The sequence below is a fragment of the Streptomyces sp. NPDC059477 genome, assembly GCF_042749375.1.
Lineage (GTDB): Bacteria > Actinomycetota > Actinomycetes > Streptomycetales > Streptomycetaceae > Streptomyces.
In genome coordinates this window covers 1-13,396 of record NZ_JBHYUG010000028.1, presented here as the reverse complement: position 1 = coordinate 13,396, position 13,396 = coordinate 1, and the positions used below count along the sequence as shown (strand labels likewise).

9 protein-coding genes are annotated in these 13,396 nt (G+C 70.0%); 5 read left to right on the top strand and 4 right to left on the bottom strand.

The features are described 5' to 3' along the window. Positions 1 to 10: 10 nt before the first annotated feature. Together ACFXAZ_RS16610 and ACFXAZ_RS16605 are read right to left on the bottom strand one after the other, a co-directional pair. Entirely contained in the window at positions 11 to 280 is a 270-nt protein-coding gene (locus ACFXAZ_RS16610) for a DUF397 domain-containing protein (RefSeq protein ID WP_384590770.1), read from the bottom strand. Further along, positions 277 to 1,134, bottom strand: a complete 858-nt coding sequence (locus ACFXAZ_RS16605) for a helix-turn-helix domain-containing protein (protein WP_384590767.1) — start codon at positions 1,132 to 1,134, stop codon at positions 277 to 279. The genes ACFXAZ_RS16610 and ACFXAZ_RS16605 overlap by 4 nt, the downstream gene beginning before the upstream one ends. Positions 1,135 to 1,283: 149 nt before the next feature. Here ACFXAZ_RS16605 and ACFXAZ_RS16600 point away from each other — a divergent pair, with 149 nt between their 5' ends. The 3 genes from ACFXAZ_RS16600 (at position 1,284) to ACFXAZ_RS16590 (ending at position 7,850) form a co-directional block, all read left to right on the top strand. Next, on the top strand, positions 1,284 to 1,775 hold the full coding sequence (locus ACFXAZ_RS16600; RefSeq protein WP_384590764.1) for an ATP-binding protein: 492 nt from the start codon (positions 1,284 to 1,286) through the stop codon (positions 1,773 to 1,775). 195 nt (positions 1,776 to 1,970) lie between these two features. Beyond that, positions 1,971 to 6,779 (top strand): DUF6531 domain-containing protein, encoded by a 4,809-nt coding sequence (locus tag ACFXAZ_RS16595; protein ID WP_384590761.1) that lies wholly within the window; start codon positions 1,971 to 1,973, stop codon positions 6,777 to 6,779. Positions 6,780 to 6,857: 78 nt separating this feature from the next. After that, positions 6,858 to 7,850: a hypothetical protein gene (locus ACFXAZ_RS16590; RefSeq protein WP_384590758.1), complete on the top strand. Its 993-nt coding sequence runs from the start codon at positions 6,858 to 6,860 to the stop codon at positions 7,848 to 7,850. A 62-nt stretch (positions 7,851 to 7,912) separates the two neighbouring features. On the opposite strand, the gene ACFXAZ_RS16585 is transcribed toward ACFXAZ_RS16590, so the two are convergent. After that, the gene (locus ACFXAZ_RS16585) at positions 7,913 to 9,244 is read right to left on the bottom strand and encodes a class I SAM-dependent RNA methyltransferase (RefSeq protein ID WP_384590755.1); all 1,332 of its coding nucleotides are present in this window, start codon (positions 9,242 to 9,244) and stop codon (positions 7,913 to 7,915) included. A gap of 74 nt (positions 9,245 to 9,318) precedes the next feature. Next, positions 9,319 to 11,415, bottom strand: coding sequence for an APC family permease (locus ACFXAZ_RS16580; RefSeq protein ID WP_384590752.1), 2,097 nt, complete (start codon positions 11,413 to 11,415; stop codon positions 9,319 to 9,321). Between the two features lie 571 nt (positions 11,416 to 11,986). Between ACFXAZ_RS16580 and ACFXAZ_RS16575 the strand changes: the two genes are divergently transcribed. After that, positions 11,987 to 12,655, top strand: a complete 669-nt coding sequence (locus ACFXAZ_RS16575; protein ID WP_382692199.1) for a potassium channel family protein — start codon at positions 11,987 to 11,989, stop codon at positions 12,653 to 12,655. After that, positions 12,655 to 13,332, top strand: coding sequence for a potassium channel family protein (locus tag ACFXAZ_RS16570; RefSeq protein WP_384590748.1), 678 nt, complete (start codon positions 12,655 to 12,657; stop codon positions 13,330 to 13,332). Before ACFXAZ_RS16575 ends, ACFXAZ_RS16570 begins: the two co-directional genes overlap by 1 nt. The last annotated feature ends 64 nt before the right edge of the window (positions 13,333 to 13,396 follow it).

Below are 13,396 nucleotides of genomic sequence, written 5' to 3'. Positions count from 1 at the left end.
GGCTCAGGCACTACCTCACGGCGAAGCCGACAAACGCGGCCCAGGCCGCGCTGTCGACCGCGAGGCCGGGTTGGGATATGTCCTTGGAATCGCGTACGCGGACGACGTGAGGCCGGACGGCGACCTCGATGCATTCGCCGCCTGAGCCGGTGCTGTGGCTGCTCTTGAACCAACCAGACGCAGGCAGGGCGACCGAGGGGCAAGCCACTTCGATGCACTCGCCTCCGTCACCCGTGCTGTAACTGCTCTTGGACCAGGCCGGTTCGGGCTCAATGTTCATGTCTCTCCCAGCAACTTCTCGACAAAGGTCAGTGATGCGCGCGGTGTGAGCGCCTGTGCCCTGAGGATGCCGTACTGCTCCTCGACCTCCCGGACCGCCTTGCGCTCCGTGTGCAGACGACTGTCCTTGTACCCCTCCATGTACGCGATCCTCCGGCCGTCGCGCGTCTCGATCAAGGTGAAAGGGCCTTCGAGTCCGGCATGCTCCTCCAGCTCGGTCGGCATCACCTGGATCTCGACATTGCGGCGCTGGGCATGGAGGAGGATGTGCTCCAACTGGCCCCGCATGACCGCCCAGCCCCCGAGCGGCCTCCGTAGGACCGCTTCCTCGATGACGAAACTGATCGTGGGCGGCGGTACGGCATTGAGCAACTGCTGCCTGACGAGTCGGGCCGCCACGCGCTCATCCATGATCTCGTCGGACAGCAAGGGCCTCCACATCGTGAACACCGCTCGGGCGTACTCCTCGCTCTGCAACAGCCCCGGCACGGCTTTCGTCGCGTACACATGCAACGCGACCGCGATGCGCTCCAAGTCCGCCGCATCCTGGAAGAACACCGGATACTGCGCCCGAGCCACCTCCTCCTTCAACTCCTTGAGCACCTCACCCGCGTCCAGCGCCTCGTCCGCCTGGTCGATGAACCTCGGAGGCGGAACCCGGCGCCCCTGCTCATACGCGGCGATCGTGGAAGCCGAATAGCCCATCAGCGCGCCGAACTCGGTCCGTTCAAGCCCCGCCCGTAACCGGAACCGCTTCAACTGGCGCCCGAAGGCGCGGAGGATGCCCGATCCCGGCTCGCGCTCCTCCTCCGTGCCGGAGGGCTCGTCCTCGACCGGTCCCGTCTGTTCGCTCATACCCGCACCGCCTCCTGTCCGGCCAACGCGGCCCCGCGCCGACCGTCACGCTCCGTCCCGCCCACACCTGCCGAGCCGCCACGTACAGCTACCGTCCGTGTGCGTTTCGTGTCCCGTCACGGTAAAACCCGCACGTCAGCGTGGACCCCATGAATCAGGAGACTTCCCCCGCAACGGGGGTCGCGCCGGTGCACGAGTTCTCCATGCGCTTCACGTCCTCCACCCGCGGCGCCCGCCTCGCCCGTACCCTCGTCTCGCGGCGGCTGGACACCTGGGGCCACCCCTACGACGGCGACGTGAACGAGACGCTGACGCTGATCACTTCGGAGCTGGCCGGAAATGCCGTACGGCATGGGCATGTTCCGGGGCGGGACTTCCAGGTGCGGCTGACGGAGACGGACGTCGGCGAGACGCGCGTCCTGCGCGTGGAGGTCACCGACACCCGCCTCGAACGCGTACCCCCGCTCGCGCCGCACGAGCCGCCGGGGGATCAGGAGTCGGGGTGGGGGCTGTTCATCGTGGCGCGGCTGGCGTCGCGGTGGGGGGTCGCGCCACGGGACTGTGGGCCCGGAAAGACCGTGTGGGCGGAGTGGCGGTTGCCGAAGGCAAGGGTACAGATCGGCCATTCTTCCGGCGGCTGACAAGTTCGGCGGACGCAGGAACTGCTCCTCCAGCCAGGGCCGGTACTGCGCACCCTCGTCGGAAGGGAGCGGGCCATCGGGTCCCCGGCTCATCCCTTTGCTGCTGCGCACCCCCCGACTATCGTGAAGTCATCCGACAAGCAAACGCCCGTTCCCACGCGATGTGGCACCGGCGTGGACCCGAGGGGGCGGGGAGTGGCGGTCGTACTGCCGGACTGGCTGGACACGGCGCTGGACATCGTGGGGATCGCGTGGCCGAACGTGGACGAGGACGCGTACCGCGATATGGCCACGTCGTTGCGGGAGTTCGCGGATGACATGGACGAGGACAGCCACTCGGCCCACGGTCCTGTCCAGCGTCTGCTGTCATCGGGCAGCGGCGAGGCGCTCACCGCACTGGACAAGCACTGGGTCAAGGTCCGCTCCAAACAGGACGACATAGCCGGAGCGGCTCGCCTCGTCGCGGACGCGCTGGACAAGGCCGCGGGTGTGATCGAGGGGATGAAGTACGCCTGCCTCGGCCACCTTTCGGCGATGATCGCGCAAGCGGGCATCTCGCTGGCGGCTGCCCCGTTCACCTTCGGCCTCTCGACGCTGATCTCGGCGGGCACCGTGGCGGCGACCCGGACTCTGGTGAAGAAGCTCATCAAGGAGGCCGGCGAGGAAGCCGTCGGCTATGTCATGACGGCCCTGACCGAGCCGGCCGTGCAGGCCATCGAGAACGTCGCGGCCGATCTGGCGGTACAGATCGGCGCCAACGCCCTCGGCCTACAGAACGGCATCGACACCGGCCAAGCGGTCCAGGCAGGCCGGGACGGCCTGGAGGACGGGGTGGCCGCGGGCAAGGAAAGCCTCCAACTGGCATCGGCCGGAACGGGTACCGGGCCAGGCTCGCTCGGCGGGCTCATCGACTCGTTGAACATCGATCACGGCGAACACGGACGGGCCTCCGGCAAGCTCGTCACCGTCAGCGACAGCGTCAAGGGCCGCACGAAGGGCAAGTTGTCCAAGGTCGGCGACCACCACAGCCGCACCCGGGGCCGCGACAGCATCGCTCAGATCATCGACCCGATCGCCGACCGGGCGCTCAAGACACTCAACAAGGCCACCGACGATCTCGGGGGCCATCTGGGCGGCGGCCTGTCGACCGGCATCAAAAAGACATCCACCGATCAGAAGAGCGTCGACCTCGCCGTCCACGACCGGATCAAACGGATCGACTCCGGGGCGGCCAAGGACGGTGACGGTGGCCGTGGCAGCGGCAGCGGCAGCGGCACTTCGGGCCAGGGACCCGCTCCCGCTTCCGGCCGCAAACCTGCTTCCGGAGGCAACCCCGATCCGGCCCGCAACCCCGATCCCGCCATGAAGATCGATTCCGCCACCCTCTCCCAACGAGCGCGCGAGCTGGACAACAAGGAGACCTGCGGCGACCCGATCGACATGGCCACCGGCCAGATGATCCTCGCCCAGACGGATGTGGAACTTCCCGGCGTGCTCCCACTGTTGCTGCGCCGCACCCATCTGTCGGGCTGTACGACCGGCTCCTCCTTCGGTCCCTCCTGGGCATGCACCCTCGACGAACGGCTGGAGCGCGACGAGGCGCTCGGGGGACTGTGGTGGTATCGCGAGGACGGTTCCGCGCTCGCCTACCCTCGGGTGCCCGACGTGCCGGGAGACCGGGTGAGCCCGGCGGAGGGAGCCCGGCTGCCCCTCACCTACATCACCCGCAATGCCGGTTACGTACTTACCGTGCGGGATCCGCGCACCGGCCTCACCCGGCACTTCGAGCCCGGCACCGCACGCGACGAAGTGTGGTGGCTGGTCAGCCTTGAGGACCGCAACGGGAACAGCGTCACCATCGAACGCGACGAGCACGACGTACCGCTCACCGTCAGCCACAGCGGTGGCTACCGCATCCAGGTCCACTCCGACACCGAACACCGTCGGGTCGTCGGCCTGTCGGCACTCGGCACCGGGACACCCACGCGCCTTCGCACCTTCGACTACGACGACACCGGGAATCTGACCCAGGTCCACAACGCCGTCGACGCCACGACGCGTTTCTCCTACGACGACGCCCATCGCCTGACCGGTTGGCGGGACTCCAACGACTCCGAGTTCAGCTACACGTACGACAACGCCGGGCGCGTGGTCGCCACCCGTGGCACGGACGGGATCCTCGACTCGACGGTGTCGTACAGCGGCCCCCACAGCGACGGCACGAGCACCGTCACCTACACGGACTCCCTCGGCCACGCCACGGTCCACCGGTCCAATCGTCACGGCCAGATCATCGCGATCACCGATCCGCTCGGCCACGCCACCACCCAGCGGTGGGACCGTCACGACCACCTGCTTGCCCACACCGACCCCCTGGGCCGCACCACTCGCTGGGAATGGGACGCCGACGGCAACCTGACAGCGGTGACCGCGCCCGACGGATCCGTCACCCGCGTCACCTACGGCACCGGCCACCTGCCGACCCTGCTGACCGGCCCCGACGGAGCCGAGACCCGCCAGGAGTACGACGAGCGCGGCAATCGCACCGCGGTCACCGGCCCGGACCACGCCACCGTCCGTTTCACCTACCACTCCACCGGCGCCCTGGAGAGCCAGACCGACCCGCTCGGCCAGGTGCTGCGCCTGGAGAACGACGCGGCCGGTCTTCCTGTGGCGGTCAAGGACGCCCGGGGCGCCCGCACATCGTGCCGCAGAGACACCCTCGGACGGCCCGTCGAACTGACCAACGCGCTCGGCGGGACCAGCGGTCTCACCTGGGACACCGAGGGCCGCCTCGTGTCACGGACAGCCCCCGACGGCAGCCGGGAGACCTGGGAGTGGGACGGCGAGGGCAACTGCCTCACCCACACCGACCCCCTGGGCGGGAGCACGACCAGCACCTACGGACCGTTCGACCTGCTCGCCACCCGCACCACACCGGACAACCGCACCCACACCTTCCGTCACGACACCGAGCAGCGCCTCGTCCAGGTCGTCAACCCCGCCGGTCTGACCTGGGACTACCGGTTCGATCCCGTGGGGCGCGTCGCCGCCGAGACGGACTTCGACGACCGCACCACCACCTGCGCCTACGATCCGGCAGGTCAACTGGCCCGCCGCACCAATGCGGCCGGCGAGAGCGTCGACTACGCCTTCGACACCAACGGACGCCTCGCCGCCAAGACCGCGGGAGAGACACGCACCTCGTTCTCCTACGATCCGGCGTCCCGTCTGACGGCCGCGGCAAGTCCCGGCTGCCGACTGGAGTTCTCCTACGACATCGCGGGGCGCCTGCTGACACAGACCGTCGACGGCGCCACCCTCACCCTCGGGTACGACCCGGCGGGTCGCCGGATCAGCCGCACCACCCCCACCGGCGCCCGCACCTCCCTCACCTGGGACGAGGTCGGCAACCGCAGCGGTCTCGCCCTCGACGACCGGCACACGCTGTCCTTCGGCCACGACCTCCTCGGCCGCGAGACCGAGCGTGCCATCGGCAACCACCTCGATCTCGCGTCGTCCTGGGACTCGGTGGGCCGCCTCACCCGACAGCACCTCACGACACGCCCGGGCCGCCGCGTACGCGCCCGTGGCTACACCTACCGCGCCGATGACCATCTGATCGCGGTTCACGAGGAGGTCACCGGTCGCGGCACGTCCTACGACCTCGACCGGACCGGCCGCCCCCTGCGGGCCACGGGCCCCGCCGGACCCGAGGCATACACCTACGACGCCTCGGGCAATCAGCTCACCGCCCACTGGCCGGACCGCTCCGCGGACCCATCGGCCCGCGGCGAGCGCCACTACAACGGCACCCGCGTCACCCACGCCGGCGACACCCGCTACCGCTACGACGGGGCCGGCCGCCTCGTCGAGCGGGTGAAGAAGCGGCTGTCCCGCAAGCCCGACGTCTGGCGGTACGCCTGGGACGCCGAGAACCGCCTCGCCTCCTGCATCACCCCGGACGGAGCCACCTGGCACTACCGGTACGACCCGCTCGGCCGCCGCACCGCGAAGCACCGCCTCGACGAGTCCGGCCAGATCGTCGACACCGTCCGCTTCACCTGGGACGGCACCCGCCTCGCGGAGCAGACCACGAACGCCACGGGCGCCACGCTCACCTGGGAGCACGACGGCCACCGGCCCCTCGTCCAGTACGAGCGCAAACCACTGCCCGACGAGGAGGTCGACTCCCGGTTCTTCGCCATCGTCTCGGACGTCGTCGGCACCCCGACCGAACTCGTCGCCGAGGACGGCACGATCGCCTGGCACACCCGGACCACGGTCTGGGGCACCACGGCCGTCAACCCCGACGCCACCGCGCACACGCCCCTGCGCCACCCCGGCCAGTACGCCGACCCCGAGACCGGACTGCACTACAACTACTTCCGGCACTACGACCCGGAGACCGCGCGCTACGTCAGCCCCGACCCGCTGGGCCTGCTCCCGGCACCCAACCCGGTCGCCTACGTCGACAACCCGCTCGACCTCTGCGATCCGCTCGGCCTCGCCCCGTGCCGCAAGGACCACTACGCCCACGGCGGCAGCGTCCGCTACAAGGGCCTCGACCACCTCGGCCGGCCGACCGGTGTCTCCGCCTCCGTCCGTCCCGCCATGCTGCACCAGGGCACCGAAGCGGGGAGGTCCACCCCGCCGGGCTGGCGCGGAGAGGGAAGGGCGTTCAACGAGGCCCGCGGCCACCTCCTCGCGGACCGCCTCGGCGGCGCGGGCACCCACCACAACGCCAAACACAACCTGGTCACCCAGACCCAGGACCCGACCAACTCCCCCTACCAGCGGGACCTGATCGAAGGTGAGATCTACAAGGCCGTGAAACGGGGCGAGGTCGTCCAGTACGACATCACCCCGATCTACGAGGGCACCAACCCCATCCCGATCCGACTCGAATACGCCGCCCACGGCAACAGGGGATTCGAGCTGACCGGCTGGCTCGACAACCCGGCGGCCGGTGTGCGCACCGCCGTACCGGGATGGAAACCCTGAACTGGGTAGAGTGCCCCACCGGCCTCCGGCGTCGCACGGACGCCCGAACCACAAGCCGAGCCCCAGGAGCCCTGGCCCATGCCGCGCACCACCCCACCGCGCCCGATCGATGTGGAAGCCGTCTTCCCCGAGCTGGCCGCCGAGCGTCGCACCGCGACCCGGCTGCACCCCCGCCGAGGCGCACCCACAGCACGGGACAGTTCTGTCGGGGGACCACTGCTCTGGCCCGCCGATGAACCCTGGCCGGTCTGCACGATCCCCCACAAACGCGGCAGCGGCTACCGGCTCACCGACGTACTGAGGGAACGGGAGATCCTCGAACGCGCCTGGCAACGCGATCCGAGGAACGGACCCACCGCCGAGGAGTCCGACATCCTCGCGGGGTTCAAGCGGGGCCGGCACGCCCCGCACCTGGCGGACACGGACCCCATTCCACTCCTTGCCGTGGCCCAGCTGTACCGCCACGACGTCCCCGGTCTGCCGGACACCGGGGAGGGCGATCTGCTCCAGGTCTTCTGGTGCGGCTTCGAACGGCATGGTGAGAGCCGCCACGAACCTCATGTGGAACTGCGGTGGCGGCACTCGGACAGCACCGGCCCCTGGCTGACCGAACAACCCGCCCCGGAGGTGGTCGGCCGCGAAGAACTCGTGCCGTCCCCCTGTGTGCTGTATCCCGAACAGGTGGTCGAGCACCCCTACCTGATGACCCTCGACGCCGAGCTGCGGGACCGCATCGCCGCGTGGGAGGGCCCCGACACCGAGGGCGACCGCTACCTCTCCGAGCTGTCCACCGCTCCCGGCTGGAAGGTCGGCGGATACCTCACCTGGCCCCTCACCGGACCGAGCCCCTCGCCCTGCACCCGCTGCGGCACCGAACCCACCCCCCTCCTCACCGTGAGCCACACGGAATGGGATCCCAGCACCACGAGCTGGATCCCCTACGAGGACCGAGCGGACACCGACGTCATGGGCGCCAACACCCCCACCGACGTCTCACCCGGCCGCGGCCGGCTGACCATCGCCCTGTGCCCCCACGACCCGAGCCATCCGCCCACGCTCATCACCCAGTGACCAGCACAGCGACCGGCACCCCGCACCGACACCCCACAGGGTCCGCCCGCGCGAACAACAGCTCAGGAACCCTTCCCCACCGGCTCCAAAATCGCCACACACTCCACATGCGAGGTCATCGGAAACAGATCGAACGCCCGCAGCATCCGCACCCGATACCCCCCCTCCCGGAAATACCCCAGATCCCGAGCCAACGCCGCCGGATCGCACGCCACATACGCGATCCGCCGCGCCCCCAGCGTCGCCAGATGCTCCACCGTCTTGCGCCCCGCCCCCGCCCGGGGCGGATCGAGGACGATGAGGTCGACCTCCGTGATCCCGGTGCGCGGCAGCACGGCCTCCACCTTCCCCTGCTCCACCCGCACCCGGTCGAACTCGGCGAGGTTGTGCCGCGCGTCCTCCACGGCCCGCTTCCCCGACTCGATGCCGAGGACCGCGCCCTTCTCGCCGATCCGGTCGGCCAGCGCGCCCGCGAAGAGGCCGACCCCGCAGTACAGGTCGAGCGCCATGTCGCCCTTGCGCGGCAGCAGCCCCTGCATCACCGCCGTCACCAGCGTGTCCGCCGCCTTGGGATGGACCTGCCAGAAGCCACCGCTGCCGACCCGGTACGTACGGCCGTCAGCGCGCTCCCGGACGAACGGCCGGCCGTGCACCCGGTGCACGCCGCCGTCCTTCTCCTCCACCCGCATCACCGACACCGGCCGGTCCAGCTCGACGATCGGCAGCCGGGCCCCGGGCCGCGGGGTGAGGATCACCTGGCGGTCCTGCGACCCCGTCGCCGCGATCGCCTCCACCGACGCCATCCCGGCCCAGTCCCGCTTCTCGACACCCAGCTCGCTGACACCCTCCGCCGCGATCATGCAGTGGTCGACGGGCTCGACCTCGTGCGAACGGTGCCGACGCAGCCCCGCCCGGCCGCTCTCGGCGTCCACCGCGTACTGCACCCGGGTCCGCCACTGCGGCACCTGCCCGGCCGGCAGCTTGTCGCCCTCGGCCGGCATCACCGTGCCGTCCCAGCCGGCCTCCTCCGGCGTCAGCCCCGCGAGCCGCTTCAGCTGCTCCGCCAGGACCTCGCCCTTCAGCCGCCGCTGCGCACCCGGCTTGGCGTGCTGCCAGTCGCAGCCACCGCAGCGGCCGGGGCCCGCGTAGGGACAGGGCGCCTCGACCCGGTCCTTCGACGCCGACCGCACCTCGACCGCGTCCGCCCGCAGATAGCGGGCCCCCTCCTCGCCCTCCGTCACGCGCGCGACCACGCGCTCCCCGGGCAGCGCGTGCCGGACGAACAGCACCTGACCGTCCTCGGTACGGGCGACGCAGTGCCCGCCGTGCGCGACGGGCCCGACCTCGACCTCGTACTCCGCCCCGACCAGCGATTTCTTCGGTTCTGCCTGCATGGCGGAAGGCTCCAGTACGTCAAAGGGGAAGGGCCGGGCAACAGCCCACCAGTCTACGTCCCCCGACACACCCGTCAGTCCAGGCTGACGTCCTTCCCCCGCCCCTCGGACCCCGCAGCCCCAGCGGCCCCACCGGCCTCCCCGGACTTCCCCGCCCCCGCAGCCCCCCTCCGCACCGCCCCCGGCGCGTTCCACTCCTGCCGCTTGCGCGCCCGCTGCCGGGCCACCTCCGACGACTCCAGCTGATACGGCACGGACGTCACCATCACCCCCGGCGTGAACAGCAGCCGGCCCTTCAGCCGCAGCGCGCTCTGGTTGTGCAGCAACTGCTCGTACCAGTGCCCGACCACATACTCGGGAATGATCACGGACACCGCGTCCCTGGGCGACTCCCGCCGCAGACTCTTCACGTACTCGATCACCGGCCGGGTGATCTCCCGGTACGGCGAGTCCAGCACCTTCAGCGGTACGTCGATCCCGCGCCGCTCCCACTCGTCGCGCAGCGCCTTCGTCTCGGCCGGGTCCACGTTGACGCTGAGCGCCTCCAGGGTGTCCGAGCGCATCAGCTTGGCGTAGGCGAGGGCACGCAGCGTCGGGCGGTGGATCTTCGAGATGAGGACCACCGAGTGGACCCGCGACGGCCGCACGCTGTCGTCGCTCGGCCCCTCGACCGCCGCCAGTTCCTCCGCGACCCGGTCGTAGTGGCGCCGGATCGCGGTCATGATGCCGTAGAAGATCACCATGCCGAGCAGCGCCACCCACGCGCCGTGCGTGAACTTGGTGACCAGGACGACGACCAGCACCAGCCCCGTGAAGAAGGCACCGAACGTATTGATCGCCCGGGAGCGGAACATGTGCCGCCGCTTGCCCGGGTCCTTCTCGACCGCGAGATGCCGGTTCCAGTGCCGGACCATGCCTATCTGGCTGAGGGTGAAGGAGACGAACACACCGACGATGTAGAGCTGGATCAGACGCGTCGAGTCGGCCCCGTAGACCCACACCAGCAGCCCGGCCGCGCCCGCGAGCAGCACGATGCCGTTGGAGAAGGCGAGCCGGTCGCCCCGGGTGTGCAACTGGCGCGGCAGATAGCGGTCCTGGGCGAGTATCGAACCCAGCACCGGGAAGCCGTTGTACGCCGTGTTCGCGGCGAGGAACAGCACCAGCGCGGTGGCCGCCGCCAGCACCAGGAAGAAGAAACTGCCGGAGCCGAAGACCGCCTCGGCGACCTGGGAGATCACCGGGTTCTGGACATAGTCCGAGCCGACCGGGACGCCGTTCTCCAGCAGATCGTGCGCCGGGTTCTCGGCCATCCGCACATTGCTGGCCATGGCGAGCCCGATGATCCCGCAGAACATGGTGACCGCCAGCAGCCCCATCAGCGCCAGCGTGGTCGCCGCGTTGCGCGACTTGGGCTTGCGGAAGGCGGGGACGCCGTTGGAGATGGCCTCCACGCCGGTCAGCGCGGCACAGCCCGAGGAGAAGGCCCGGAGCAGCAGGAAGACCAGGGCAAAACCGGCCAGGCCCTGATGTTCCGCCTTGATCTCGAAGCCCGCCGTCGGCGCCCGCAGGGCATCGTCCAGCACCAGCCCGCGATAGGCGCCCCACGCGATCATGAGGAAGACGCCCGCGACGAACACGTACGTCGGAATCGCGAACAGCGAGCCGGACTCGCGGACCCCGCGCAGATTCATCACGGTCAGCAGCACGATCACACCGACCGCGCAGGCCACCTTGTTCTCGACCACGAACGGGATCGCCGAGCCCAGGTTCTCGATGCCGGAGGAGATGGAGACGGCGACCGTCAGGACGTAGTCGACCAGCAGCGCGCTGGCGACCGTGAGCCCCGCCTTGGGACCGAGGTTGGTCGTCGCCACCTCGTAGTCGCCGCCACCGCTCGGGTACGCGTGCACGTTCTGCCGGTAGGAGGCGACGACCGTGAACATCAGCACCACGACCGCGAGCGCGATCCAGGGGCTGAAGTGGTACGCCGACACACCCGCGATGGACAGCACCAGCAGCACCTCGCCCGGCGCGTACGCCACCGAGGACAGCGGGTCGGACGCGAAGACGGGGAGGGCGATGCGCTTCGGCAGGAGCGTCTCCCCCAGCCGGTCACTGCGCAGTGCGCGCCCGATGAGAATCCGTTTGGGCACGTCGGTCAGTTTGGACACGACTGAGGATCGTACGGCTTCGAACGCCCGCTCGCCCACATCGTGACCCGAGATCCGCCCCACACCTCGGCCCGCCACCCCCGGGCCCGCACAGCGCGCCCCGATCCGCCCCACAGATGAATCACAGCTCTGCCCCACGGGTGAATCACAGCCCCGATTCGGCGGCCCCGCCGACGCCCCTCCGGTACGAGCCGACCCCCTTCCGGTACGACAAGCGTGCCTGTACGACGATCCCCTCGACGCCGGCACAGGCATCCACGCCGCTCCAGGCGTCCTCATGGACGTCGGGACAGCCACCGTCACCGACGTCGGGTCAGCCACCAGCAGACTCCCGCCGCATCCCCGGAGGTCCCATGCCCGCGACCGCAGAGCTGATCGGCGCCACGCTCGCCCTCATCGGCCTCGGTGTCCTCACGCTGCTCAGTGTCCGAAGGATCAGCAGACGAGCCGACAGCCCCTGACCGCCGTTCACACGGGTTGCCGTCCGCCGACCGTGCGTGTGTAGCTTGGGCGACGGTCTGAGACCCTAGAACCAGCCAAGTCAATAACCCTTGACCTCGGAAGGACGGTCGTGCACATCGTCATCATGGGCTGCGGCAGAGTGGGTTCCGCTCTCGCCCAGACCCTGGAGCAACAGGGGCACACGGTCGCCGTGATCGACCAGGACCCCACCGCCTTCCGACGCCTTGGCTCCTCGTTCGGTGGCCGCCGGGTCACCGGCGTCGGCTTCGACCAGGACACCCTGCGCGAAGCCGGCATCGAGGAGGCCGGCGCCTTCGCCGCCGTCTCCAGCGGCGACAACTCCAACATCATCGCCGCCCGCGTGGCCCGCGAGATGTTCGCCGTCGAGAATGTCGCCGCCCGGATCTACGACCCCCGCCGCGCCGAGGTCTACCAGCGCCTCGGCATCCCCACCGTGGCCACGGTCCGCTGGACCGCCGATCAGATGCTGCGCCGCCTGCTGCCGTCCGGCTCCGAGCCGCTGTGGCGCGATCCCACCGGCGGCGTCCAGCTCGCCGAGGTACATGCCTCGCACGCCTGGGTCGGTCACAAGATCAGCAAGCTCCAGGAGGAGACGGGCGTCCGGGTGGCGTTCCTGACCCGCCTCGGCGAAGCGATGCTGCCCTCCTCGCAGACCGTGCTGCAAGAGGGCGACCTGGTGCACGTGATGATGCGCACCGACGAGGTGGAGAAGGTCGAGGCGGCGTTCGCCGAAGGCCCGAAGGAAGGCGGCAACTGATGAGAGTCGCCATCGCCGGCGCCGGCGCCGTGGGCCGCTCGATCGCGGGCGAACTGCTGGAGAACGGCCACGAGATCCTGCTGATCGACAAGGCCCCGACCGCGATCTCGGTCGAGCGGGTACCGCAGGCGGAGTGGCTGCTGGCCGACGCCTGCGAGATCACGTCCCTGGACGAGGCGGCCCTCCAGCGCTGCAACGTCGTCATCGCCGCGACCGGCGACGACAAGGTCAACCTGGTCGTCTCCCTGCTCGCGAAGACGGAGTACGGCGTCCCGCGCGTCGTCGCCCGCGTCAACAACCCCAAGAACGAGTGGCTGTTCAACGAGGCCTGGGGCGTCGACGTCGCCGTCTCCACCCCCCGTCTGATGTCCGCCCTGGTCGAGGAGGCCGTCAGCGTCGGCGACCTGGTCCGCCTGCTGCGCTTCAGCCACGGCGACGCCAACCTCGTCGAACTGACCCTCCCCGAGGAGTCCGCCCTCGCCGGCACCCAGGTCGGCGACGTCGACTGGCCCGAGGACACCTCCCTGGTCACCATCATCCGCGGCACCCGCGTCCTCACCCCCACCCGGGAGGACTCCCTGGAAGCCGGCGACGAACTCCTGTTCGTAGCGGCCCAGGCAAGGGAGGAACAACTGGAAGACCTGCTGTCGGTACGCCGGGAACCGACGGCGGACTAGCAATCCGAGAACAGCCGAAGGGGGGCCCCCCCCCCCCAGGCGGGGGGCGCGGGTGGTGTTGGGG

Excerpts from the sequence above, each read along its gene's own strand:
- ACFXAZ_RS16610 (WP_384590770.1), bottom strand. The coding sequence starts at position 280 with ATGAACATTGAGCCCGAACCGGCCTGGTCCAAGAGCAGTTACAGCACG.
- ACFXAZ_RS16605 (WP_384590767.1), bottom strand. The coding sequence starts at position 1,134 with ATGAGCGAACAGACGGGACCGGTCGAGGACGAGCCCTCCGGCACGGAG.
- ACFXAZ_RS16600 (WP_384590764.1), top strand. The coding sequence starts at position 1,284 with ATGAATCAGGAGACTTCCCCCGCAACGGGGGTCGCGCCGGTGCACGAG.
- ACFXAZ_RS16590 (WP_384590758.1), top strand. The coding sequence starts at position 6,858 with ATGCCGCGCACCACCCCACCGCGCCCGATCGATGTGGAAGCCGTCTTC.
- ACFXAZ_RS16585 (WP_384590755.1), bottom strand. The coding sequence starts at position 9,244 with ATGCAGGCAGAACCGAAGAAATCGCTGGTCGGGGCGGAGTACGAGGTC.
- ACFXAZ_RS16570 (WP_384590748.1), top strand. The coding sequence starts at position 12,655 with ATGAGAGTCGCCATCGCCGGCGCCGGCGCCGTGGGCCGCTCGATCGCG.